Origin of the sequence: Zobellella taiwanensis, from assembly GCF_003012795.1 — a bacterium.
In the GTDB taxonomy this organism is placed as follows: domain Bacteria; phylum Pseudomonadota; class Gammaproteobacteria; order Enterobacterales; family Aeromonadaceae; genus Oceanimonas; species Oceanimonas taiwanensis.
Genome location: NZ_PXYH01000007.1, coordinates 111,826 through 136,510, shown reverse-complemented (window position 1 = coordinate 136,510; position 24,685 = coordinate 111,826). Strand labels below are relative to the sequence as shown.

Here is a 24,685-nt window from a genome sequence, read left to right as displayed (position 1 = left end):
GCAGCGGGGGCCGGTTGTCATCGACTTAAAGTTGCATATTAAAAGTCACTTAAGGTGATCCAGATCAACGGCGGGCCGCCACCGATCGCCGACCATGGCATATTGCCGCCAAGGCATGACCAGAGGGGCCCCGGGAGTCGCCGTATGCATCTGACCCACTACACCGATTACGCGCTGCGCGTACTGATCTACCTTAACCTGCACCGCCAGCGGCGCTGCACCGCCCTGGAAATCGCCGAGCATTTCCGGGTGTCCCACCACCACCTGCGCAAGGTGATCCAGGATCTGCACAAGCGCGGCTATGTCACCACCATCCGGGGCAAGGGCGGTGGCCTGCAGCTGTTGCGCTCGCCGGACCAGATTGTGATTGGCACCCTGGTGCGGGAGCTGGAGCCGGACATGAACCTGACCGACTGTTTCGAGTCGCGCCACCATTGCGTCATTGCCCCGGCCTGCCGGGGCCGGCAGATTTTCGGCCTGGCGCTCAAGCAGTTTCTGGCGGTGCTGGATCAGCACACCCTGGCCGATCTGATGCCTGCCCGGGTGCGCAGCCAGTGTATCAACCTGCTGTATCAGGACTCGCCCGCCGCCTGATGGCGGTAGCGGGCCAGCTTGTCGTAGAGGGTTTTGCGGGGAATGCCGAGCCGCTCGGCGGCCAGGGCCACGTTGCCCTCGGCCCGTGCCATGGCGGTCAGGATCAACTGGCGTTCCAGCGCCGCCAGCTGGCTCGGCAGGGTGGAAGCGGTCTCGTCGGCCGGCTCGGACAAAACCCCCAGCACATACTGCTCCGCCGCATGGCGCAGCTCACGCACATTGCCCGGCCAGTCCCGCTGGATCAGTTGCTGGAGCAGGGCGTCTGAGGGCGGCGGGGCGTCCCTGTGGTACTGGATGCGGGCCTGTTCCACAAAGTGCAGGAACAGCAACGGAATATCGACCCGCCGCTCGCGCAGGGGCGGCAGCGCCAGGGTGACCACGTTGAGCCGGAAATAGAGATCGGGCCGGAACAGGCCGGCCTCGCCGGCGGCGTGCAGATCGATCTTGGTGGCGGCCACCACCCGGGCGTCCACCTCGATCAGCTTGTTGCCGCCGAGTCGCTCCAGCACTGATTCCTGCAGTACCCGCAGCAGCTTGGCCTGCAGGTTGAGGGGCATGCCTTCTATCTCGTCGAGGAAGAGGGTGCCGCCGTCGGCGTGCTCAATCTTGCCGATGCGGCGCTTGGTCACCCCGGTGAAGGCGCCGGGCTCGGCGCCGAACATCTCGCTTTCAAAAATCGACTCGGGCAGGGCGGTGCAGTTGACCGCCACGAAGTGGCCCTTGCGGCCACTGCCCTGGTGCAGGCTGCGCGCCACCATTTCCTTGCCGGTGCCGGTTTCTCCCAGGATCAGCACGCTGGCGTTGGTGTCGGCTATATTGTCTATTTGCCGGCGCAGCAGCTCGATTTGCGGGCTGTGGCCGAGCAGCAGGCCGGGATCCCGGCGTGCAGCCAGCTGCTCGCGCAGGCGGCGGTTTTCCAGCACCAGGGCGCGCCTGTCCATGGCCCGGCGCAGGCTGTGCAGCAGTTGCTCCGGCTCGTAGGGTTTTTCGAAGAAATCCTGGGCGCCCAGGCGCATGGCCGCCACCGCCATGGGAATGTCGCCGTGGCCGGTGAGCAGCAGCACCGGCAGCTCGGCATCGCGCTGCTGCAACTGTTGCAGCAGCGCCAGTCCGTCCATCCCCGGCATGCGCACGTCCGACAGCACCACCACCGGCGCCTGGGGCGACAGTGCCTGCAGCGCCTGCTCGGCGCGGGCAAAGCCGCGGGCTCTGATGTCGGACAACTGCAGGGTCTGCAACAGGGTCTGGCGTACGTCCTCGTCGTCTTCCACCAGCCAGACTTCAATTTCGGGATGGTTCATCTTCACTCCAGATCAGGGTAAATCGGGCGCCGCCTCCGGGCCGGGCGGCAATCTCCAGCCGGCCGTCGCTGGCTTCCACCAGGTCGCGCACTATCGCCAGCCCCAGGCCGAGCCCCTGGCCGGCCTGCTTGGTGGAGAAAAAGGGCTCGGTCACCTTGTCGAGCAGCTCGGGGGCGATGCCGGGGCCATTGTCCCACAGACAGAAGTGGCCGGCACCGGCCTCCAGGGTAATGGTGGCGTCCGCCGTGCCCGCCAGGGCGTCCAGGCTGTTGCTGATCAGGTTGGCCAGTACCTGCTCCAGGGCGTGGGGCTCCATCGGCAGCACCGTTCCCGGGGCCGGGCGCTGCAGCCGCACGCCCTGCTCGCCCACCCGGGCTCCCAGCCAGCTCAGCACATTGTCCAGCGCCTCGTCCAGCCGGGCCTGGCCACGGGTCTTGCGACGGGTGGCGGCAAACAGCTTGAGCTGGGAGGTCAGCCGGGCGATGCGGTCCACCAGCCGGCCCATGGTCTGCAGGCTTTGCTCTACCTGGTCGGTGTGGCCGCGTTGGGCCAGCAGCAGGGTGTTGACCGACTGATTCTTGAGGGCGGTCAGCGGCTGGTTGACCTCGTGGGCCACGCTGGCCGCCATCTGGCCGAGGGCGGCCAGCCGGTTGACCTGGATCAGTTCGTGCTGCATGGATCTGAGCCGGGCCTCGGCCTGGATCCGCTCCTGCACCTGCCGCTCCAGCTGGTGGTTGGAGGCGGCCAGGGCGGCGGTGCGCGCCATTACCTTGCGCTCCAGCTCGCCCTTGGCGCGGATCTGGGCCTGCACATAGCGCCGCCGCTGGCGCCAGTAGAGCAACAGCAGGGTCAGGGCGACGATGCTGATGCCGGCCACGGCGGTAACCAGGTGGGCGGTGTGGTACAGGGGGCGGTTCGGCCACCACAGCTGCAGCCGCCAGCGCAGCCGGGGCAGCGGCAATTCACTGACGCCATAGCCCTGGCCCTGCCAGCGCAACTGGCCGTCCCGCCGTTCCAGCGCGAGTGGCGTCAGGGGCATGGGCGTGTACTGGCGGGAGCGCTCCAGCCGGGACCTGGCCTCGTCGCTGAGCGGACTCAGGGTCTGGAACTTGAGTTCGGCGCGGGAAGCGAGGGCGATGACCTGGTCCGCATCCACCACCATCACCAGATCCCGCGCCGGCTGCCAGCTGCGTTCCAGTTCGAGCAGGGTGATTTTGGCGGCCAGTACGCCCTGAGTGCCGTCGACGCTGGCCAGGTGCAGGCCAAAGAAATAACCGGGAATGCCGGTGGTGGCGCCAACGCCGTAGAATTCGCCGACGCTGCCTTTGAGGGCGTCGGTAAAATAGGGGCGGAAGCGGTAGTTCTGGCCGATAAAGCTGTATTCCCGGTTCCAGTTGCTGGCGGCCAGGGTAAAGCCGTGGGCATCGATCAGGTAGAGCGCCTCCACCCCGGTTTCCGCCGCCAGTTGCGCCAGCAGCCGGTTGGCCCGGGCGATGGCGTGCGGGTCTGCAGGCCACTGCAGGGCCTGGCTGAGTACGGGATGGGAGCGCAGGGCGCGGGGGATATTCTCGAAGCGGGCGATCTCCGACTCCAGCGCCGCCCGGTACACCAGCAGTTGCTGTTGGGCGCGCAGCTCCTGCTCCACCGCCTGGCGTTGCCAGCTGCCGTGCCAGATCCAGGCCAGCAGCAGCAGGAACAGCGCCAGGCCGAGCAGCCAGAGCAGGCGTTTTTTCCATGCAGGGGTGTTCAGTTGACCTCCGCGGTCTCGCAGGCGGTGAGGGTGACGGCCGGCCCCGCCGGCAGCCAGTGGCCGAGCGGGCGGCAGGGAGCCGAGCCCGGGCAGAGGCTATAATCGCCGGTAAACTCGGAGCTGGCAAGCCGTACCTCGGCCAGCCGCAGGCCCGGTTGCCAGCGCCAGGCGCCGTCTTGCAGCCGGGCCTCGGGGGGCGGCTCCATGCCGGCGCCAGAGCCCCGCACGCTGGCTTCCGCCAGCAGCAGCCTGTCCCCGTCGACCCGGTAGTGCTCGCTCCAGCGAATTTTTTCCACCGAATGATCCCAGCTGAGGGTGAGGCTGCCGGTCAGCAGCATCACCAGGGCGGAACCCGAGGCCAAGCAGATCATCAGGCCACCGCCAGCGCCCGCTGGCGACGGTATTGCCACCAGTGGCGTCCCAGCAGCAGGGCGGCCAGGCCCAGGCCGAGTTCGTCGGTGAGCGGCAGCGAGAATACCAGCAGGCCGGCGGCGGCCACGGCCAGCAGCCGTTCCCACCAGGCGAAGGAAGCCAGCCAGTAGCCGATGGCGCCCATGCCCCACAGGGACACCGCCAGCAGTGCCTTGAACACCACGAAGACGGTGGCAACCAGGCCCGCATCGCCCTGCAGCATCAGCTCGGGGGCGTACACCGCCATGTAGGGCACCACGAAGCCGGCGATGGCGATCTGCAGCGAGCGGATGCCGATGCGCAGCCCCGAAGCCTTGGCGATGGGCGAGGCGGCGAAGGCGGCCAGGGCCACCGGCGGGGTCAGGTCCGCCATGATGCCGAAGTAGAACACGAACATGTGCGACACGATCAGCGGTACGCCGAGTTCGAGCAGCGCCGGGGCGGCGATGGAGCTGGTGATAATGTAGTTGGGGATGGTGGGAATGCCCATGCCCAGCACCAGGCAGGTGAGCATGGTCAGCGCCAGGGACAGCAGCAGGCTGTGCTCGCCCAGCTGGATGATGTAGCCGGCGACGATGGTGGCGGCGCCGGTGAGCGAGATGACGCCGATGATGACGCCCACCAGGGCGCAGGCCACGCCCACCGGCAGGGCATGCAGCGCGCCCTGGTAAAGCGCGTTGACCACGGTGGACAGGATGCCCTGCTCGCGCTTGACCAGCAGCAGCACGGCCAGCACCGCCACGATCACGAAGATGGCGGTGATGCCGAACCGGTTGAAGGTGGCGCAGGCCAGGCCCAGGCCGATCCAGAAGGCGTAGCGCAGCCCTTTGGCGCCCAGGTGTTTGGCCACGCCGTTGCCCATGATCAGCACCACGGTGAGCGCCAGGCCCATCATGCCGGCGAACAGGGGGGTGAAACCGGAGAACAGCATCACCACCAGCGCCACCAGCGGCAGCAGCAGGTACCAGCGGGTCCTGAGCGCGGCCAGGGGGCTAGGGCACTCTTCCTTGGGCAGGCCGTGCAGGCCGGCGCGGCCCGCTTCCAGGTGCACCATCAGGAACACGGTGAAGAAGTAGAGCACGGCGGGGATCAGCGCCGCCTTGGTGATCTCCACATAGGGCACGTTGATGGTTTCGGCCATGATAAAGGCCACGGCGCCCATCACCGGCGGCATGATCTGGCCACCCATGGAGCTGGTGGCTTCCACCGCCCCGGCAAAGTCGGCCTTGTAACCGAATTTTTTCATCAGCGGTATGGTGAACTGGCCGGTGCTGACCACGTTGGCCACGCCGGAGCCGTTGATGGTGCCCATCATGCCCGAGGACAGCACCGACACCTTGGCCGGGCCGCCGCGGGTATGGCCCACAGAGCCGATGGCCACGTCGTTGAACAGCTTGAGCATGCCCGCCTGTTCCAGGAAGGCGCCGAACAGGATAAACAGGAAGATGTAGCTGGACGACACATAGGTGGGGGTGCCGTAGATGCCCTCGGTGCTGAAGGCCAGCTGGGAGACCACCTGATCCAGGCCGTAGCCCCGGTGCATCAGGGCGTCGGGCAGGTGCTGGCCGAACAGGGCATAGCCCACGAAGGCCAGGCAGATCAGCGGCAGCGCCCAGCCCATCAGCCGGCGGGCGGCGTCGAACACCATCACCAGGGTAACGCCGCCGATGATCCAGTCGGCCTGGTTCATGTCGCCGGCGCGGTAAATCAGGTCCGCCTCGAACCACCAGTGGTAAAAGGCGAACAGCAGGGCCACGGCCCCCAGCAACATGCCCCAGACCGAGGGGCGGGACAGGTGCTGGCCGCGCGCGCCATGAAGCTGATACACCAGGAACAGCAGAAAGCCGACATGGATGGCCCGCACCACTGTGGTGGACAACGGGCTGAAGGCGGCGGTCACTATCTGGAAGATTGAAAAGGCCAGGGCGCCGTAGAATATCAGCGCGTGGGGCCGGGAATGGGCACTGCTCATCATCTCTCCTCAGCCCGTGTCGCCAACGGCGCACGGACTGCTGTCTTGATCGGGTCGGTTGTTATTATGGTAACGGCCCGGCGCCAGCCGGGCCGTGGCGGGCTCAGTCGATCAGGCCCTTTTCCTTGAAATAGCGCTCTGCGCCCGGGTGCAGCGGCAGCGGCAGTCCTTCCACCGCCAGCTCGGGATCGATGCCGTTGGCTGCGCTGTGGGCGTTGCTCAGGGCGGGGAGGTTTTCATACACCTGGCGGGCCATTTCATAGGCGGTGCTGTCGGACACGTTTTCGTGGGTCACCAGCAGGTTGCTGATGGTGACGGTGGGCACGTCCGCGTCCTGGCCGGTATAGGTGCCGGCGGGGATCACCCCGGTGCGATAGGCGTCGTTGCCGATGCGGGCGACCACTTCCCCGGGAATGGGAATGAACACCACGGGAGCGTGGGAGGCCAGATCGCGGAAGGCGGCCATGCCGAGGCCGGCGGACTGCAGGGTGGCGTCCAGCTGGCGGTTTTTCATCAGTTCCACCGACTCGCCAAAGGGCAGGTACTCGGTGCGGGAGAAGTCGTCATAGCCCATGCCGGCGGCCTTGAAGATGGCGCGGGCGTTGAGTTCGGTGCCGGAGCGGGGGGCGCCGACCGAGATGCGTTTGCCCTTGAGATCTTCCAGGCTGGTGATGCCGCTGTCGGCCCGGGCTACGATCTGGATATAGTTGGAGTAGGTGGAGCCCACCGCCCGCAGTTTTTTCAGCGGCGCCTTGAAGCCGGCCTCTTCCACGCCGTTCCAGGCATCGCCCACGCTGTCGGCCAGGGCGAAGCCGATCTCGCCCCGTCCCCGGTCGAGCAGGGTCAGGTTTTCCACCGAAGCGCGGGTGGCCTGCACCTGGACCTTGGCGTTGGGAATGTGTTCGCCGTAGAGCTGGGAAATGGCCACGCCGAGCGGGTAGTAGACGCCGCTAGTGCCGCCGGTGAGCACGTTGATGAACTCACTGGCCTGGGTGGCGGTAACGGACAGGGCCAGGGTGGCGCCGAGCATGCATTGTTTGATGACCTTCATTGGTTAGCTTCCTTGGTTATGGTTGTGCAGCGATAAGGTTGCACTTTTGATGCCAAGGGTTAAATTCCTGTTTTTGTTTTTAACTCTTTGATTTTATTAGGGTGGTCCTGTTATGTATTCCGAAAATCCGGAATATGGCCGTCATTGCGTTCCGATATTCCGGAATCCGGCGGGCCTTGGTCCGCCGCCCGGCTGTGTTACCATGCGCCGGTGTAACCCGGACAGAGGATGTGGAACATGATGCTGGTGCTGGCCCTGTTGGTGGTGTTGCTGGCGGCAAGGCAACTGGACTGGAAGGCATTGCTGGCAGACAGGCTCCGTCAGCACCTGTGTTTCGGAGCGGCCATCGCCCTGGTGCCGTTATGGATGCTGCAGGCGGGGGTCAAGGATGGACTGGAGGTGCACTTTCTCGGCCTGACCACCCTGGCCCTGGTGCTGGGCTGGCGCATGAGCCAGCTGATGGCCTTGCTGCCCCTGCTGCTGGTGACCCTGTTCGGCTTCGAGTCCTGGCCGGCCTTTGGCGCCAACCTGCTGTTGGGCGTGGTGTTGCCGCTGGCGGTGAGTTATTTCGTGTTCCTGCTGACCTATAGTTACCTCTACCGCCATCTGTTCGTGTATCTCTTCGTGGCCGGCTTCTTCAACGCCGCCCTGACCATCGCCGCCAAGACCCTGGCGTTTGCCGCCTACATGACCTGGTCCGGCCAGTATCCCTGGCCGGTAGTGCTGGACAACTATGTGGCCATACTGCCACTGCTGCTGTTTCCCGAGGCGCTACTCAACGGCATGGCCATCACCCTGCTGGTGGTGTTTCGGCCCCAGTGGGTGCGCACCTTTTACGACCGGGATTATCTGCTCAATAAGTGAGGCTGAGCACTTTTGGCGATCCGGCCTGTCTGTTAGGCTGTGTTTAAGTTATCCCGATGCGAGAATACGATGAAAAAGCGAGTACTGAAGACCCTGGTTCCCCTGTTGGCCCTGGGCCTGACGCCCCTGGCCCAGGCCGAGATGAGCCGGGAGGAGTTCCAGCAGCTGGTGCGCGAAACCCTGCTGGAGCAGCCCGAAATCCTGCGCGAGGCCATCATCAAGCTGGAGGAAAAAGACAAGCTGGCCCAGCAGCAGCAGTTCGAGCAACAGCTGAAGGAGCAATCGGCGCTGCTGTTCGCCAGCAGCACCGACGGCATCATGGGCAATCCCGGCGGCAAGATAGAAATGGTGTATTTCACCGACTACAACTGCCCCTATTGCCGCCGCCTCAACCAGACCCTGCTGGAAGTGCTGAAAACGGAGCCGGAACTCAAGGTAATCGTCAAGGACATCGGCATACTGGGGCCGGATTCGGTGCAGGCCGCCCGCCTGGCCCTGGCCGCCGCCCGGGAGGCGCCCAAACAGTATGAGGAGCTGCACCAGGCGCTGATGAGCCAGCAGCGGGTACAGGCCGCTGCCCTGGCGACCATCGCCGACAAGGCGGGGCTGGATGCCAAGGCGCTGCAGGCCAAGGCCGACAGCAAGGAGATTGCCGACAAGCTGACCGAAAACCTGAGCCTGTTCCGCAGCCTGGGGCTGAACGGCACCCCGGCGCTGGTGTTCCCGGACGGCACCCTGATCCCCGGCGCCATCGATACCGCCGGCCTGAAGGAGATCCTCAAGGACAAGCAGAAGTCGTAGGGATTGGGGGAACCGGGACTGAGGACTGGGGATCAGACAGTTCCGGTTTCCCAGGGGGTAAAAACAAAAGACCCGGGCCAAGGCCCGGGTCTTTTGTTATCGGAGCGCAGGCGGCTCGCCTGCAATGGCGCCGAAGGCGCCAGCATTGCCTGATTGAAGCGAGGGTTCAAGGTTGCCGCTTCACGCCAAGATACGGGGATGCGGGCAGGCTGCCCGCGCTCCGAAGGCACGATTCAGACATCAAGCCCCGGCGTTTTGCCCGGTGAAGCCGGGCTACCCAGTCCCGAATCCCCAGTCCCCGGTTTTTACTTCCAGCTGGCCTCGCGCTTGGCCTTTTGCAGCTTCTCATAGGTGGCCAGCAGTGCCTGGTGGGCGGGGAAGTCCGCCAGGCTTTCGTCGGAGGCGGTCAGGCCGTGGAAACGGGCCTCGCCCGCCACCTGTTGCCAGGCCTGGGCCACGGTGTCGGCGCCGAACATGCTGTCGAAGGCGGATCTGTATTGGGCCGGCTCGCGGTGCTCATCCAGGTGCAGTTCCAGGGAGGCCTTGAGGCAGCGGTAGTAGCGGTGGCGCTCTTCGGTAAACACCGAGGCGTTGAAGCTCAGGGTCCAGTCGGCGTAGTCCAGGGCGGTTTCCAGCTCGCCGGCGGCCAGGGCCAGCATACACTTGAGCTCGCCCACCCGCAGGGTGTGCCAGGCGGTGCCCTTGGTGGAGGCGATGCCAATCAGCTCCCGTACCCGGGTAAAGTCGTCCAGCCCTTCTTCTTCCAGCTGCTCGTACAGGCCCATCAGCTGCTCGCCATCGGCGTCGCTGCCGGGCAGGCTCAGCAGTGTCGCTCTGAGCCCCGCGCCCATATTGTTGTTGGCCAGCTCCAGATCCTCCACCGGATAGATGTCGGACATGCCGGGCACCAGGATACGACAGGCGTACACGCCCAGGTGCTCGTAGTCGGCGATGTACACCGGCTGTTCCAGCTCGTTGAATACCGCCATCAGGTGGTTGAATTCCTGCTCGGAGGTGCCGCTGAAGTCCCAGTCGGCAAAGGCGTAATCGGCCTGGTCCTTGAACAGATCCCAGCTGATCAGGCCGGAAGAGTCGATGAAGTGGGTTTCCAGGTTGTGGTGGTCGGCCACTTCGTCGTCGTCGAAGGAAGGCGGCACGAACACGTCAAGATCCTTCAGGCCGCGGCCCTGCAGCAGTTCGGTAACGGTACGCTCCAGCGCGACCTGAAAGCGCGGGTGGGCGCCGAAGGAGGCAAAGCAGGTGCTGTTGGCGGGGTTGAACAGTACCACGCAGATCACCGGATAGCGGCCGCCCAGGGAGGCGTCGAAGGCGTGGATGGGGAAGCCTTCCGCTTCCAGCGCCGCGATGGATTCCTGGATGTGCGGGTAGCGGGCCATCACCTCGGCGGGGATGGCCGGCAGGCTGATGCGCTCGGCTATGATGCGGTTTTTGATATGGCGCTCGAACACCTCCGACAGCCCCTGGGTGCGGGCTTCGGTCCTGGTGTTGCCGGCGCTCATGCCGTTGGACACATAGAGGTTGCCGACGATGTTCATCGGGATGTAGACGGTTTTATTGTCGCCCTGGCGCTCGAAGGGCAGGGCGCAGATGCCGCGCTCGGCGTTGCCCGATTGCAGATCGATCAGTTGTTCGGCGGTCAGTGCCCGCTCCGGATCGTAGAAGCCGCGGGTGTAGTCGTCGAGCAGGCCGGCGGGCAGCTGATTGTCGGCCGGAATGGGGAACCACTGCTCGTTGGGGTAGTGCACGAAGTCGCCCCCGGCGATGTCGCGGCCCAGGTAGAAGTCGGCAAAAAAGTAGTTGGTGGCCAGGCGCTCGAAGTATTCGCCCAGGGCCGAGGCCAGGGCGGCTTTTTTACTGGCGCCCTTGCCGTTGGTGAAGCACAGGGGGCAGTCCTTGTCGCGGATATGCACCGACCAGACGTTGGGCACCGGATTCAGCCAGGAGGCTTCCTCGATGTTGAACCCCAGCGCCTGGAGCTGGCGCTGGAAGTAGTCGATGGAGTCTTCCAGGGCGGCATCTTTGCTGGGGATAAAGGTTTTCATGGTGTCCTCGGGCGTGATCGGCGAAAAAAGGGGGCCGATCCTAACCCGAGGCGATAAAGTGAACAAGGACTGTTTCAGCCCGGGGCGGGCAGGCGCAGGCGGGAGAGTTCGGCCATCCAGGCGGCGGAACTGTGCTCGGCCCGTTCGACCTGCGCCAGCAGCTGCGCGTCGTCCGCGCCCCGGGCGCGCAGCGCCAGGGCCTCGGCGAAGGCCTGGTCCAGCGCCTGGCGGCAGGCCGCCAGCCCGGGATCGGGATGCTGCTCCAGCCACTGGCCAAAGCGGCCCTGTTGCTGCAATGCCGCCATCCGTTCCCGCGCTGCCATGTCCTCCCCGTCTTCCAGCAGCCGGTAGCCGGTTTGCTTCAACACCAGCTGTTCGACCTTGAGCAGGGACTGCAGCCCCAGCCAGCGGGCCTGCTCCACCAGGCCGCGGGTCTGGCCGGCGGCGGTATTGGTGGTGATCACCACTTCCTCCACATGGCGGATGGCCAGGTCGGCCTGGCGGGCCTGCTGATCGGTCTGTTGCTGGCGCAGGCCGAGTTCCTGCATGCTGGCCTCGAAGGCCGCCAGGTGCTCGGCAATGCCCGAGGCCGTGGCCTGGGTTCGTTCCGACAGGGCGCGCACCTCGTTGGCCACCACGCTGAAGCCGCGGCCGTGTTCGCCGGCGCGGGCGGCCTCTATGCTGGCGTTGAGCGCCAGCAGGTTGGTCTGGTCGGTAATCTCGCGGATCATCGCCAGGGCGTCGACGATATGCTGTCGATGCCGGTCGAGCTGCTCGGCTGCCTGCCGCATCTGCGCCATGTGCTGCTGGATTTGGCGACTGGCGTCGGCTACCTGGCGCACCCGGCTCTGGGCATCCCCGGCGCTGGCGGCGCTGTGCTCGGCCAGGCCGTGTACCTCGGCCATCAAGCGGTCGATGTCGCCCAGATCCCGTTCGGTCACCTGCAGGTCCTGCAGCAGGTGGCGGGCATTGAGCCGGTGCAGGCCGGCGGTGAGCCGGTTTTCGCTGGTCAGCGCCTGCACCCGCGACATGACGCCCATGGCGTCGTTGATCTTGTTGAGGGACTGGCTGAAGTCCCCGGGCAGGCCTACCGTCATCGCCTGGCGGGAAAAGTCCCCCTCGGCGGCATGGCCGAAACAGGCCGAGGCCTCCTTGAAATAGGTTTCGATGACATCGAGCAGGTCGTTCAGGGCCCAGGCCACCTGGCCCACCTCGCCCTTGTTGCGGGTGTTGCCGAGCCGCTGATAGATATGCCCGGCCGCGGCGTTTTGCAGCCGCCGGCAAATATGTTCCTGGGTCAGGGCGGCCTGGCGGGCCTCGCGCAGGGCCAGGGCGATCAGCGCCAGGGCCAGCAGCAGGCTGGCGCCGAGAAACCAGCCGAAATAGCGGGGCAGCCAGTATTGCAGCACCAGCTGCAACACCATCAGGGCCAGGATGACGACGCAGAACAGGGTGAACTGGGAGTAAAAATAGGGCGCCCAGGAACGCTTGTGACGCGGTTTAGCCGGCATGGCGCAACTCCAGGGCATCCCGGTAGAGACGGTTGACCCAGGCGGGGTAGCTGCAGTCCTGCTCCGCCAGGTAGTCGCACAGCGCCTGGTAGGACACCTCGGTGGCGGCCTTGCGATCCAGCCCCTGCTCCCGCTGGCACAGCCGGCGGTAAAGGGGCTCTATCACCGCCAGGGCCCGTTCCGGGGCGTGGCGGCGTACCGAAAAATAGCCGTTCTTGCGGCCGTTGAGATCGAAGGAAGGCGTGATGTTGGCGTAGACCCAGTAGTAATCGCCGTTGGCGGTGCTGTTTTTGACAAAGCCGAAAAACTCCTGGCCCTGCTGCAGGGTCTGCCACAGCAGCTTGAATACGCCCCTGGGCATGTCCGGGTGGCGGATCAGGTTGTGCGGCCTGGCCAGCAGCGCCGGCTCCGCATAGTCGGAGACCGCCATGAAGGTGCGGTTGGCGTAGGTGATGTGGCCCTTGAGATCGGTTTTGCTGACGATCAGCTTGTCGGCCGGCCAGTCGATGCGGCGGCCCCGGCGGTCGTTGATATGAGACATTCCGTTATCCACTCCAGTAGTCCCTTGGGCTCTGCGCGGACGGCAAGGGCGGCAGAGGGTCAAATCAGATTCGTCCGAAGACATTCTACTTTAGTGATAAGCCGGGGGGATTTTATGATCCAGAACAAGTTTTGTTCGGTTTGCGGCGGTTGTCTTCAAACTGTCATGGAGGGCGGCGGCAACACAAAAACGCCCGCGCGGGGCGGGCGTTTGGAAGCAAGGCGACGGCTCAGGGCAGCAGGTGCAGCATGCGGCGCAGGGGCTCGGCGGCGCCCCACAGCAGCTGGTCGCCCACGGTAAAGGCGGACAGGTACTCGGGACCCATGTTCAGCTTGCGCAGGCGGCCCACCGGCACGGACAGGGTGCCAGTGACGGCGGCCGGGGTCAGCTCTTCCATCGACAGCTGGCGGTCGTTGGGGATCACCTTGACCCAGTCGTTGTGGCCGGCCAGCAGCTTTTCGATCTCGGGGATGGAGATGTCTTTTTTCAGCTTGATGGTAAAGGCCTGGCTGTGGCAGCGCAGGGCGCCGATGCGTACACACAGGCCGTCCACCGGGATGGCGGCGCCGGTCTGCAGTATCTTGTTGGTCTCGGCCTGGCCCTTCCACTCTTCCCGGCTCTGGCCGTTCTCGAGCTGGGTATCGATCCAGGGGATCAGGCTGCCGGCCAGGGGCACGCCGAAGTTGTCCACCGGCAGGTCGCCGCTGCGGGTTTTCTCGGTGACCTTGCGCTCCAGCTCCAGGATGGCGGAGCCCGGGTCGGCCAGCTCGGCGGCCACTTCGTCGCGCAGCAGGCCCATCTGGGTCACCAGCTCGCGCATATGGCGGGCGCCGCCGCCGGAGGCGGCCTGGTAGGTGGCGACAGACACCCACTCCACCAGATCCTGCTCGAACAGGCCGCCCAGGGCCATCAGCATCAGGCTGACGGTGCAGTTGCCGCCCACAAAGGTTTTGGCACCGTTGGCCAGGGCCTGCTGAATTTGCTTGCCGTTGACCGGATCCAGCACGATCAGGGCGTCGTCGTCCATGCGCAGGGCGGAGGCGGCGTCAATCCAGTAGCCGTTCCAGCCGGCGGCGCGCAGTTTGGGATAGACTTCCTTGGTGTAGTCGCCGCCCTGACAGGTCAGCACCACGTCCAGCGCCTTGAGGGCGTCGATGTCGTAGGCGTTCTGCAGGGTGCCGGCGTTCTTGCCGAAGTCGGGGGCAGGCTGACCGGCCTGGGAGGTGGTGAAAAAGACGGGATCGATACGGGCGAAGTCACCTTCTTCCACCATGCGGCTCATCAATACCGAGCCGACCATGCCACGCCAGCCGACCAGACCTACTTTTTTCATTATCAAGTGTCCTTTCTTTGGAAGTGAATAAACGAAAACCTTATTCACAATACTGATTGAGCGCAAAGGTGCAAGGGGCAAGCGGAAATGGGAGGCGGATTTTTGGCGCTGTCAGCCGGAGATCAAGGGGTTGGCCTTGGTCATCTCGTTGCAGGCAGCGACCACCGCCAGCGCCAGGGCCGAGCGGATGACCTGCTCCTGGCGTTGCCGCTGCATCTGCTGCAGGCCGGGATCCAGCTCGCCGGCCGGGGGCGGCGCCGCGAAGGGCGGTACCTCCATGGCGGCCACCATGTGCAGCGCCTTGAGCGGCCCGGCCACTTCGGGGTCGGTCAGCCGGTATTCCCGCCCCTGGCTGTTGAGGTAATCCCTGAGCGCAATCAGCCGGTCCAGGTCCTGGTAAAGGGACTGGGACAGGATGCCGAGGCCGTAGAGCAGTTTGAGCCGGACCGCCAGATCCGCCAGCGGCCCCATGGTGCCGAGCAGGGGCTCGACCGCGAACTTGACCGCGTAGTCGTCCTTGCGAAACACTCTCTGGATCAGCTGATCGAGCATGTCGTCGAACACGTCCACCATGGCAATCACCAGCCCCCGGGCGGAGGGGCTGTGCTGCAGGCGTTCGAAAATTTCGGCTTCTTGCTCGCGGTTCAACATCTTGCGGCCCGGTTGATCAATGGTCTCCCCGCGGTTTCAGCGCGAGGTACTGCTGTGCTATTCGTCCGGCGACATCACCGTCGGCCCGCAGCCCGGTGTAGTGGGCCAGGGTGGCCCCCAGCCCTTCCGCTGCCAGCCGCTGTTGCAGCTCCACCGCCTGGGGATCGTCCTCGTTGCGGTAGCAGAAGGCGGCGGCAATGCCTTTTATCAGATTTGCGTTGTCGATGCCATATTCCAGGGTGCCGAGCAGGGGCTTGATCAGCCGGTCCTCGGGACCCAGCTTGCGGATGGGCTGGCGGCCGACCCGGTCGATTTCGTCCACCAGGTGGGGATTGGCGAAGCGGCCGAGGATCTTTTCGATATAGGCCTGGTGCTGCGCTTGGTCGAAGCCGTAGCGGCGGATCAGCACGGCGCCGCTTTCCTGCATGGCGGCCTTGACCTGCGCCCGGATCGCCGGATCGGCAATGGCCTGGCCTATGGTGCGATAGCCCGCCAGGGCGCCCAGGTAGGCGGTGATGATGTGGCCGGTGTTGAGGGTGAACAGCTTGCGCTCGACAAAGGCCATCAGGTTGTCGGTCAGTTCCATGCCGGCAATGGCGGGCGGCGGGCCCTTGAACTGGGTCCGGTCCACTATCCATTCGCTGAAGGTTTCCACCGTGACCGCCAGGGGATCGCCCTGGTCGGCGGAAGGGGGCACTATGCGGTCCACCGCCGAGTCGACGAAGCCGACAGACTGCTCCAGCTCGGCCAGGTAGCGGGCGTCCAGGTGCTTGAGTACTTCGCCCTTGAGGAAAGTGGAGCCGCGCACCTGGTTTTCGCAGGCGATGATGTTGAGCGGGGCGGTGTTGCCGCGCTCGAAGCGCCGTTGCAGGCCCTGGGCCAGGGTGCTGGCGATCAGGGTGAGCACGGTCGGGCCCACGGCGGTGGTGATGAGGTCGGTGCCGGCGATAAGCTCCAGCAGCTCGGGGCGGCGGGAGTCGATGGCGTCGACGCCGGTGACGGTGTCGGTGCGCACTTCCTGGCCGACGATGTGCACCGGGTAGCTGTGCCGGCGTTGCAGTTCATCGACCAGTTGCGGATTGACGTCTGCGAAGGTCACGTGGATGCCGGCGTCGGCCAGCAGCTTGCCGATAAAGCCGCGGCCGATATTGCCGGCGCCGAAATGAATGGCGGTTGTCATGGGTTCACCTGTTTAAGGGAGGCCCGGGGGCCTCGGGTTGCTGACTAGTTTTGGCCATGAAACCTGCAGTTGAGGTGCTAGGCGACAAAAGCATTAGCTCCTCCGACTCGCCGTAAACCCATCCATGGGGGCTCATCCGCGCCATCCTTGGCGCGGATGGTCGGCTGAGCTAACCGCTTTCGCCGCCACCACTTATTACAATCGCCGGTCTCATGGTTATTCTCGGTCAGGCCGGATTGAGCGCCTTCAGTACCTCGTCCACATTGCCGGTGGTGGTCAGTTTGGCGATCACGGCGTCGTCGTCGAGGGCGCCGGTGATGGCGGCGATCACGTCGAGGTGCTCGTTGTTGCGGGCGGCGATGGCGATCACCAGCCTGGCGATGTCGTCCTCGTCGTCACCGAACCTCACCCCCTGCGGGTACTGGCAGACGATGACCCCGGTCTTTTTCACCGCGTCCTTGGCATCGCTGGTGCCGTGGGGCACGGCGATGGACTCGCCCAGGTAGGTGGAGGTCAGTTTTTCGCGGGCCAGCATGGCGTCCACATAGGAGGGCTCCACATAGCCGCCCTGCACCAGTTGTGCACCGGCGAAGCGGATGGCATCTTCCTTGCTGGCGGCGCTCAGCCCCAGGTGGATGTTTTCCGCCCGCAGCCGGAAGGGGGCATTGTCATCCGCGCCGGCCTCGTCGGCGGCAACTGGAGCCGCGACCGGGGCGGGTTCGGCCTTGGCGCGGCCCTGGCTCAGTCGGGCCACCAGGCTGTCGTACAGGGCGCCGTCGAGGAAGTTGTTGAGCGAGATATGCTCGGCTCCGGGCGCATGGCGTCGGGCCCGGTCGGTCAGATCCCTGTGGGTGAGCACGAGATCGGCGCTGTCGTCCAGGCTGTTGATCGCCAGGTTGCTGACCGAGATATCAAGGCCGGCGGCGGCCACCTTTTTGGCCAGCATGCTGGCGGCCATGGCGCTGGAGCCCATGCCCGCATCGCAGGCAACGATGATCTTGCGTATCGCCGCCGGGTCCTTGGTGATGCCGGCGGTTGCGGCCATCCCCTTGCTTTCGGCTTTCATCGCCTGCACCTTGGCGGCGGCGGCATCCAGCTCGTCGCCGTTACCGGTTTGTCGCTGGGTTTTCAGCAGCAGGGCGGCGATCACGAAAGAGACCGCCATGGAGGCGACGACTGCCAGGGCCACGCCCAGGTGGGCACCCTTGGGGGTCATCAGCATGACCGCGAAGATGGAGCCGGGGGAGGCCGGGGCCTGCAGGCCGGCGTTGAACAGGGTGAGGGTGAATACCCCGGTCATGCCGCCGGCGATCACCGCCAGGATCAGGCGGGGGTTCATCAGCACATAGGGGAAGTAGATTTCGTGGATGCCGCCGAAGAAGTGGATGATGGAGGCACCGGCGGCGGATTGCTTGGCGTTGCCGCGGCCGAAGAAGATGTAGGCCAGCAGCACGCCCATGCCCGGGCCCGGGTTGGCCTCAATCAGGAAGAAGATGGACTTGCCGAATTCGCTGGCCTGCTGGATGCCGAGCGGGGTGAAGATGCCGTGGTTGATGGCGTTGTTGAGGAACAGGATCTTGGCCACTTCCACGAAGATGGAGGTCAGCGGCAGCAGGCCGGCGTCCACCAGGGCACCGACCCCGGCGGCCAGGGCCGCGGACATCAGCTTGACGAAGGGGCCGATCAGCAGGTAGGCGACGATGGCGCAGAGCATGCCGATGATGCCGGCGGAGAAGTTGTTGACCAGCATCTCGAAACCGCTCTTGACCTTGCCCTCGATGGCCTTGTCGAAGTGCTTGATGGCCCAGCCGCCGGCGGGGCCGACGATCATGGCGCCCATGAACATGGGGATGTCGGTGCCCACTATCACCCCCATGGTGGTGATGGCGCCCACCACGGCGCCGCGGTCGCCGCCCACCAGCTTGCCGCCGGTGTAGCCGATCAGCAGCGGCAGCAGGTAGGTGATCATGGGGCCGACCATGGTGGCCAGGGTGTCGTTGGGCAACCAGCCGGTGGGAATGAAAAGGGCGGTGATAAAGCCCCAGGCGATAAAGGCGCCGATGTTGGGCATCACCATATTGGACAGGAAACGTCCGAAATTCTGGATTTTTACTTTACTGTTCTGGGATAGCATAGCGTTAACCCCGCCTGGTGCGATGTCAGTTCCGTTGAGGAGGATGCCCCTGGGCACCCGATGGATGAGCTCGTAGGAAATCTAACACTTCCGGGAAAAAGCGGCGCAAAGGCGCACCATAGCGTGATCATGATCACGCTATGGGTGTGGTATTCAAAAAAATAAGGTGATCAATGTCACGATAAATGGCGGTAATTTTATTACATTGCCGTTTTTTTATCCATTATCGACCTTTGTTTGTGATTTATGTCACTTTTTATATTGAGAGGGCTTAATTATAAAGGGTGATTTTTGTCACAATTTATGAATATGACGGCACCGGAGCCCTGAGTGCCCGTAACGGATAGCCTCCGCCAATCCGAAATATGGGCGTCACTCGATGCTTTTTTGGCGTCGATGGCGACAGGTGTAATAAAATTACTATTTCAGCCGCCGCTGGACAGGGACAGGAAGCCGAGGATCAGCACCGGGCCCGCCAGGCTCAGCACAAAGCCCGACACTATGGCCACCGGCACTATGGTGACACCGCCCGAGCGTTGCAGCACCGGCAGGGTAAAATCCATGGCGGTGGCGCCGCCGTAGCCGATGGCGCAGGAGGGATGGCGTCGCATCAGCGCCGGTATGATCAGTATGGCTACCAGCTCCCGGGCCAGATCGTTGAGAAAGGCGGCGCTGCCGAGCACGGGCCCGAGCTGGTCGCCGATCAGGATGCCGGACAGGGAATACCAGCCGTTGCCGGAGGCGAAGGCGAGGCCATGGCTTGCTGGCATGTCCAGCAGCCAGGCGCCGGCCAGGCCGCCCACCCAGGAACTCACCATCACCACCAGGGCGATGGCCAGGCCCCAGCGGTTGAGCAGGATCTGGCGCAGCCGCATGCCCGAGTTGCGCAGCTGGATGCCGATCAGCAGCAGCAGCAGCATCAGCGCCCACTCGCTCAGGGTATCCACCGCAAACCACTGCGGGTCGAGCCATTGTCCCACCAGCAGGCCGCCGATGATCACCAGGCACAGCCGGGCGGAATCCAGCAGCAGCGACCATTTGCTCAGGGCCGGGGCACCCCTTTCTCCTTCCACCCGGCCGCGCCGGACATCGAGCAGCCAGAGGCCGGCCAGGTTGCACAGGGTGATGCAACCGAGAAAAACCAGGCAGACGGTAAAAATTGTGCCCAGATGAGTACTAAGATTATCCACAAAGGCCAGGCTTATCCCCATCAGGAACAGGATCAGGTACACCATGCGGGCCACGGCCACATTGATAAAGTGCACTATGGACTGGGAGCGGCAGGGGATACAGTAGCCCAGGGCGAGGGGCAGTAATACGATGAGCATGCCGGAGTACATGAGAATAATCTTCCAATTGATTGATGCGGCGTGATTTTTGACCGTCACTGTCGTGCCCGACAGCATACGTGAGCCGATCGGGAAAAAAAAGCCGGTGTCCGGTGCCGGGTGAAGCCGGCGTTGCCGGGAGTGAATAACCAGCGCCTAGCGGTTCCCTGGCTTTGCCGTGGTTGGCAAGCCGGCGGTATGGTGTAATATTCGTTGCCTGATGTTTTATTCGCTATTTTTGAATAATTTTATACTGTAACGCTGTGATATCATCGTATAAAAAACCGACCAACACCGTACTGGAAAGGCGATTATGTTGTTATTGACGGCGGCAGATGGTAATTTTGCGGCAGCGGTTAACAAGTCGTTAACCATGATCAAGGACTCGGTCGCCGCGGCGACACAGGAACAAAAGGTCTAACGGATGAGCAAACCAGCCCTGGAAGTGTCGGGCCTGCACAAGCATTACGGCTCCCTGGAAGTACTCAAAGGCATCGATTTGACCGCGGTCAAGGGCGACGTCATTTCGATCATCGGTTCGTCCGGCTCCGGCAAATCCACCTTTTTACGCTGTATCAACCTGCTGGAAACGCCCTCTGCCGGCGAGGTGCGGGTGCACGGCGAACTGATCGAAATGCGCACCAACAAGGCCGGCGAGCGGGAGACCGCCAACATGCGCCAGGTGGAGCGGATCCGCTCCCGGCTGGCCATGGTATTCCAGAGTTTCAACCTCTGGTCGCACATGACCATCCTCGAAAACATCATCGAAGTGCCGGTACATGTGCTCAAGGTGCCCAAAAAGCAGGCCGTCGACAAGGCCGAGGCCCTGCTGCACAAGGTCGGCCTGTTCGAGCGCCGCGACTACTATCCGGGCCACCTGTCCGGCGGCCAGCAGCAGCGCGCCGCCATCGCCCGGGCGCTGGCGGTGGATCCTGAAGTCATGCTGTTCGACGAGCCCACCTCGGCGCTCGACCCCGAGCTGGTGGGCGAGGTGCTGGGCGTGATGCGCGGCCTGGCGGAAGAAGGCCGGACCATGCTGGTGGTGACCCACGAAATGAGCTTCGCCCGGGATGTCTCCAACAAGGTGATGTTCCTGCATCAGGGGCGGGTGGAAGAGCAGGGCGATCCCCGCCAGGTGTTCGCCAATCCGAGTTCGGAGCGGTTCAAGCAATTCATTTCTTCGGTTTATTGATGCAAAAGGCAATACCCAAGACCTAACACAAGGAGTAAGGCTATGAAAAAACTGTTGGTTGCCGGCGCCATGATGGCTGCCCTGGCCGCAGGCACTGCGCAGGCCCAGGACTGGAAAACCGTACGCTTTGGTATTGAAGGCGCCTATCCTCCCTTTTCCTGGACCGATGAAAGCGGCCAGTTGCAGGGCTTCGACGTGGACATGGCCAATGCCCTGTGCGAGCAGATGCAGGTCGAGTGCCAACTGGTGGCCCAGGACTGGGATGGCATTATCCCGGCCCTGCTGGCGCGCAAGTACGATGCCATTATCGCCGCCATGTCCATTACCGAGGAGCGTAAGCGCACCGTCGACTTTACCGGCAAGTATGCCCTGGTGCCCAACAAGTTTGCCGCCCGCAAGGGGACCGAACTGGATTTGAGCAAGGAAGGCCTGGCCGGCAAGCGGGTTGGGGTGCAGATCGCCACAACCCACGACAAATACCTGACCGACAACTTCGGCAAGGACGTTTCCCTGGTGCGCTACGGTACCGCCGACGAAGCCTACCTGGATCTCAAGGCCGGCCGCATCGATTATGTGTTCCTGGACGCCACCGCCATCGAAGAAGGCCTGCTCAACAAAGAGGGCGGCGACGCCTTCGAGTTTGTCGGCCCCTCGGTGACCGACGAGCAATGGTTCGGCGAAGGATTCGGCATTGCCGTGCGCAAGCAGGACCAGAAGCTCAAGCAAATGCTCGACAAGGCCATCCTGGAACTGCGTGAAAACGGCAAGTACCAGGAAATCAACGGCAAGTACTTCGAATACGACGTGTACGGCGGTTAATCAGTGGTTACCGGCCCTGCGGGGCCGGTATGATAGGAAGTCGTTATGCTGGATCTGAAAGGATACGAAGGTGCCCTCATGGAAGGGGCCTGGGTCACCATCGAAGTGGCCCTGCTGTCGCTGCTGCTGGCGGTGGCCCTGGGATTGCTGGGGGCATTGGCCAAACTCTCTTCATTCAAGCCGGCCCGCTGGCTGGCCACCGGTTATACCACCGTCATCCGCGGGATACCGGATCTGGTGCTGATGATGCTGATCTTCTTCGGCGGCCAGGTATTGCTCAATAATTCGCTCTATTCCATCAATCAGAGGCTGAACGACTGGATTGGCGGGGGCAACCCCGATCACCAGTGGGTCAGCTATGTACCCGATTACATCGAAATCAGCCCCTTTATGGCGGGCATTATCACCATTGGCTTTATCTTCGGGGCCTACATGACCGAGACCTTCCGCGGCGCGATACTGGCGGTGGACAAGGGCGAACTGGAAGCGGCCCGGGCCTACGGCATGAATCCGTTGCTGGTGTTTCGCCGCATCCTGTTTCCCCAGATGATGCGCCACGCCCTGCCGGGCCTGGGCAACAACTGGCTGGTGTTGCTCAAGACCACGGCCCTGGTGTCGATCATCGGCCTCGACGACATGGTGCGCAAGGCGTCCCTGGCGGCGGGCGCGACCCAATTGCCCTTCACCTTCTACCTGGCGGTGGCCATCATCTTCCTGCTGTTCACCACCCTGTCCACTTCCATGCTCAAGTGGGCCGAGCGCCATTACGCCATCCAGACGAGGTAAGCCATGGATTTTTCAATCATCCTGAACGAGTGGGAAGTGTACTGGCAGGGGCTGTACACCACTGTGTTCCTGGTGGCGGTGTCGCTGCTGCTTGGCCTGGCCATCGCCGTGCCCGCGGGCATCTGCCGCAACAGCGCCAACTGGCTGATCAAGGGGCCGGCCTGGGCCTATATCTATTTTTTCCGGGGTACGCCGCTGCTGGTGCAGTTGTTCCTTATCTACTACGGCGCCGGCCAGTGGCAGTGGCTCAAGGAGTCCTGGGCCTGGGAATGGTTCAGCCAGGCCTGGTTCTGCGCTATCCTGGCCTTTACCCTCAATACCGGTGCCTATACCGCCGAAATCATCCGCGGTTCGATCAACGCCATGCCCAGAGGGCAAATCGAGGCGGCCTATGCCTATGGCATGAGCCGGATGCTGACCCTGCGGCGGATTATTTTGCCCAACTCCTTTCGCCGGGCCCTGCCTGCCTACAGTAACGAGGTGATCTTCATGCTGCACGGCTCGGCGGTGGCGGGGGTGATCACCATCGCCGATCTCACCGGCGCGGCGCGCATCGTCAACTCCCGCTATTACTCGCCGTTCGAGGCTTTCCTGGCGGCGGGGCTGCTGTATATGTGCCTGACCTTCCTGCTGGTGTGGGGCTTTCGCAGGCTGGAAAACCGCTGGTTCCGGCACTTGCGGCCGAGAACGGCGTAAGACCAGGGGACTGGGGATCCGGGACTTGGGATGGGTGATAATTTCCAGTCCCCAGTCCCTGCGCTTTATTCCCCGAAACTGGCCCAGATGGGGGCGTGATCCGAGGGCTTTTCCAGGCCCCGCAACGGATAGTCGATGCCGGTTTCGGCCAGTTCCTGCACCAGGGGGCGGGTGGCCAGGATAAGGTCGATGCGCAGGCCCCGGTTGTCGTCGAACCCCTTGCTGCGATAGTCGAACCAGGAATAGATGCCGGTCTCGTCCGGGTGCTGGTATCGCCAGGTATCGACCAGTCCCCACTCCAGCAGCCGGTCCAGCCACTCCCGCTCCTCCGGCAGGAAGGAGCATTTGCCTTCGCGCAGCCAACGCTTGCGGTTGGGTTCGCCGATGCCGATGTCGAGATCGGTGTGGGAGATGTTCATGTCCCCCATGATCACCACTGCCTCGTCGGGCCGGTGGCAGTCCCGCAGGTAGTGTTGCAGGTCCTCGTAAAACCGGCGCTTGGCCGGAAATTTGGTGTCGTGGCTGCGGTTCTCCCCCTGGGGGAAATAGCCGTTCAGTACCGTCAGCGGCTGGCCGTCGGGACGGGCGAAACGGCCGATGATCATGCGTCGTTGGGCGTCTTCCGGATCGGCGGGAAAGCCCTTTTGGACGGCCAGCGCCGGTTGCCGGCTGAGCAGGGCCACCCCGTAGTGCCCTTTCTGGCCATGGAAGTAGACGTGGTATCCCATGGCTTCCACCTCGGCCACCGGAAAGGCGTCGTCGTGGACCTTGATTTCCTGCAGGCCGATGATGTCGGGGTTGTGCTTGTCGATAAGGGCCTGCAACTGGGGCAGGCGGGCTCTCAGGCCGTTGATATTGAAGGAAACAACTTTCATGGCGGTGCCGCTTTGGTAAAGGTGGCCCCATGCTAGCAGAAAGCGGCTCAGTCGGCAGCCGCCCCCGGGTAGATCATCCGTTTGCTCATGCCGCCGTCGATCACATACTCCTGGCCGGTGATGAAGCCGGCCTCCGAGGACAGCAGGAAGCGGGCCAGGGCCGCCACGTCTTCCGCTTCGCCGACCCGGCCCACGGGGTGCTGGCGATGGTCGCCGGGGCCGGGCGGCGACTCGCTGCGTTCCGGCTGCAGCCCGGTCACGTCGATCCAGCCCGGGCTGATGGTATTGACCCGGATATCGGGCCCCAGGCTGATGGCCAGGGCGTGGGTCAGGGCGATAAGGCCGCCCTTGGCGGCGGCGTAGGCTTCGCTGTCGGGTTCGGATTGGTGGGCCCGGGTGGAGCCGATATTGATGATGGCCGAGCCCGGGCGCATCAGGCCGGACAGATGCTTGCAGATCAGCATGGGACCGGTGAGGTTGACCGCCAGCACCCGTTGCCAGTGGGCCAGCGAGAGCTGGCGCAGGGATTCGTGATGGGGCAGGCTGATGGCGGCGTTGTTGATGATGCCGCTGAGCCGGCCGAACTGGCGCTCCACCAGCCGGGCCAGGGTCTGTACCGACTGTTCGTCGGCTACGTCCAGATGCACCAGCTGCAGCCCCGGCAGCTGGGCTTCGTCCAGTTCGGTAAGGGCGTACTTGTCGATGTCCAGCCCCAGCACCTGGTAGTCGTGGCGCAGGAAATAGCGGGTCATGCCCAGCCCCAGGCCCCTGGCGGCGCCGGTGATCAGTATCTTGCCCTGGCTCATGCTGTCTCCTCGGCAAAGCGGGTGCG

21 protein-coding genes and 1 pseudogene are annotated in these 24,685 nt (G+C 64.0%); 7 read left to right on the top strand and 15 right to left on the bottom strand.

The annotated features are described in order from the left end of the window. Positions 1-144: 144 nt before the first annotated feature. Positions 145-594 carry an RrF2 family transcriptional regulator gene (locus C7I36_RS07150; RefSeq protein WP_106453036.1) on the top strand — a complete coding sequence of 150 codons (450 nt, stop codon included), beginning with the start codon at positions 145-147 and terminating at the stop codon, positions 592-594. On the opposite strand, the gene C7I36_RS07145 is transcribed toward C7I36_RS07150, so the two are convergent. From C7I36_RS07145 to C7I36_RS07125, 5 genes are all read right to left on the bottom strand, one after another. Beyond that, a complete protein-coding gene (locus C7I36_RS07145; protein ID WP_106453035.1) occupies positions 573-1,895 on the bottom strand; it encodes a sigma-54-dependent transcriptional regulator in 1,323 nt (440 codons plus the stop codon). The two genes, C7I36_RS07150 and C7I36_RS07145, sit on opposite strands and share 22 nt — an antisense overlap. Further along, positions 1,876-3,540, bottom strand: a complete 1,665-nt coding sequence (locus C7I36_RS07140; RefSeq protein WP_245880058.1) for an ATP-binding protein — start codon at positions 3,538-3,540, stop codon at positions 1,876-1,878. Before C7I36_RS07140 ends, C7I36_RS07145 begins: the two co-directional genes overlap by 20 nt. Positions 3,541-3,641: 101 nt before the next feature. Next, positions 3,642-4,016 (bottom strand): DUF1850 domain-containing protein, encoded by a 375-nt coding sequence (locus C7I36_RS07135; protein WP_106453033.1) that lies wholly within the window; start codon positions 4,014-4,016, stop codon positions 3,642-3,644. Beyond that, positions 4,016-6,028 (bottom strand): TRAP transporter permease, encoded by a 2,013-nt coding sequence (locus tag C7I36_RS07130; RefSeq protein ID WP_106453032.1) that lies wholly within the window; start codon positions 6,026-6,028, stop codon positions 4,016-4,018. Before C7I36_RS07130 ends, C7I36_RS07135 begins: the two co-directional genes overlap by 1 nt. A gap of 103 nt (positions 6,029-6,131) precedes the next feature. Beyond that, positions 6,132-7,079: a TAXI family TRAP transporter solute-binding subunit gene (locus tag C7I36_RS07125; RefSeq protein WP_106453031.1), complete on the bottom strand. Its 948-nt coding sequence runs from the start codon at positions 7,077-7,079 to the stop codon at positions 6,132-6,134. A 237-nt stretch (positions 7,080-7,316) separates the two neighbouring features. Between C7I36_RS07125 and C7I36_RS07120 the strand changes: the two genes are divergently transcribed. Further along, positions 7,317-7,943, top strand: a complete 627-nt coding sequence (locus C7I36_RS07120) for an energy-coupling factor ABC transporter permease (RefSeq protein WP_106453030.1) — start codon at positions 7,317-7,319, stop codon at positions 7,941-7,943. A gap of 69 nt (positions 7,944-8,012) precedes the next feature. Further along, positions 8,013-8,744, top strand: a complete 732-nt coding sequence (locus tag C7I36_RS07115) for a DsbA family protein (RefSeq protein ID WP_106453029.1) — start codon at positions 8,013-8,015, stop codon at positions 8,742-8,744. 305 nt (positions 8,745-9,049) lie between these two features. On the opposite strand, the gene ycaO is transcribed toward C7I36_RS07115, so the two are convergent. From ycaO to C7I36_RS07075, 8 genes and pseudogenes are all read right to left on the bottom strand, one after another. Then, positions 9,050-10,807 carry a 30S ribosomal protein S12 methylthiotransferase accessory factor YcaO gene (ycaO, locus tag C7I36_RS07110; RefSeq protein WP_106453028.1) on the bottom strand — a complete coding sequence of 586 codons (1,758 nt, stop codon included), beginning with the start codon at positions 10,805-10,807 and terminating at the stop codon, positions 9,050-9,052. 509 nt (positions 10,808-11,316) lie between these two features. Continuing rightward, positions 11,317-11,571: pseudogene (locus C7I36_RS17970) on the bottom strand (methyl-accepting chemotaxis protein); the annotation flags it as partial. 736 nt (positions 11,572-12,307) lie between these two features. After that, positions 12,308-12,859 carry a PAS domain-containing protein gene (locus tag C7I36_RS07100; RefSeq protein WP_106453026.1) on the bottom strand — a complete coding sequence of 184 codons (552 nt, stop codon included), beginning with the start codon at positions 12,857-12,859 and terminating at the stop codon, positions 12,308-12,310. Between the two features lie 229 nt (positions 12,860-13,088). Continuing rightward, entirely contained in the window at positions 13,089-14,192 is a 1,104-nt protein-coding gene (asd, locus tag C7I36_RS07095; protein ID WP_106453025.1) for an aspartate-semialdehyde dehydrogenase, read from the bottom strand. A gap of 111 nt (positions 14,193-14,303) precedes the next feature. Beyond that, the gene (locus C7I36_RS07090) at positions 14,304-14,843 is read right to left on the bottom strand and encodes an MltR family transcriptional regulator (protein ID WP_106453024.1); all 540 of its coding nucleotides are present in this window, start codon (positions 14,841-14,843) and stop codon (positions 14,304-14,306) included. Positions 14,844-14,859: 16 nt separating this feature from the next. Then, positions 14,860-16,023: a mannitol-1-phosphate 5-dehydrogenase gene (locus C7I36_RS07085; protein ID WP_106453023.1), complete on the bottom strand. Its 1,164-nt coding sequence runs from the start codon at positions 16,021-16,023 to the stop codon at positions 14,860-14,862. Positions 16,024-16,249: 226 nt separating this feature from the next. Further along, positions 16,250-18,157 (bottom strand): PTS mannitol transporter subunit IICBA, encoded by a 1,908-nt coding sequence (locus C7I36_RS07080; RefSeq protein ID WP_106453022.1) that lies wholly within the window; start codon positions 18,155-18,157, stop codon positions 16,250-16,252. Between the two features lie 425 nt (positions 18,158-18,582). Further along, positions 18,583-19,497, bottom strand: a complete 915-nt coding sequence (locus C7I36_RS07075; protein ID WP_106453021.1) for a LysO family transporter — start codon at positions 19,495-19,497, stop codon at positions 18,583-18,585. A 412-nt stretch (positions 19,498-19,909) separates the two neighbouring features. Here C7I36_RS07075 and C7I36_RS07070 point away from each other — a divergent pair, with 412 nt between their 5' ends. Genes C7I36_RS07070 through C7I36_RS07055 form a run of 4 tightly spaced genes read left to right on the top strand, consistent with a single transcriptional unit; the run spans position 19,910 to position 22,978 of the window. Next, positions 19,910-20,677, top strand: a complete 768-nt coding sequence (locus tag C7I36_RS07070) for an ABC transporter ATP-binding protein (RefSeq protein WP_106453020.1) — start codon at positions 19,910-19,912, stop codon at positions 20,675-20,677. Positions 20,678-20,719: 42 nt separating this feature from the next. Then, positions 20,720-21,496: an ABC transporter substrate-binding protein gene (locus C7I36_RS07065; protein ID WP_106453019.1), complete on the top strand. Its 777-nt coding sequence runs from the start codon at positions 20,720-20,722 to the stop codon at positions 21,494-21,496. Between the two features lie 45 nt (positions 21,497-21,541). Further along, positions 21,542-22,282: an ABC transporter permease gene (locus C7I36_RS07060; protein WP_106453018.1), complete on the top strand. Its 741-nt coding sequence runs from the start codon at positions 21,542-21,544 to the stop codon at positions 22,280-22,282. A 3-nt stretch (positions 22,283-22,285) separates the two neighbouring features. Next, positions 22,286-22,978: an ABC transporter permease gene (locus C7I36_RS07055; RefSeq protein ID WP_106453017.1), complete on the top strand. Its 693-nt coding sequence runs from the start codon at positions 22,286-22,288 to the stop codon at positions 22,976-22,978. Between the two features lie 65 nt (positions 22,979-23,043). Here C7I36_RS07055 and xthA read toward each other — a convergent pair whose 3' ends face one another. Both xthA and C7I36_RS07045 read right to left on the bottom strand, forming a co-directional pair. After that, positions 23,044-23,853 (bottom strand): exodeoxyribonuclease III, encoded by an 810-nt coding sequence (gene xthA, locus C7I36_RS07050; protein WP_106453016.1) that lies wholly within the window; start codon positions 23,851-23,853, stop codon positions 23,044-23,046. 47 nt (positions 23,854-23,900) lie between these two features. Further along, the gene (locus C7I36_RS07045) at positions 23,901-24,659 is read right to left on the bottom strand and encodes an SDR family oxidoreductase (RefSeq protein WP_106453015.1); all 759 of its coding nucleotides are present in this window, start codon (positions 24,657-24,659) and stop codon (positions 23,901-23,903) included. Between the last annotated feature and the right edge of the window lie 26 nt (positions 24,660-24,685).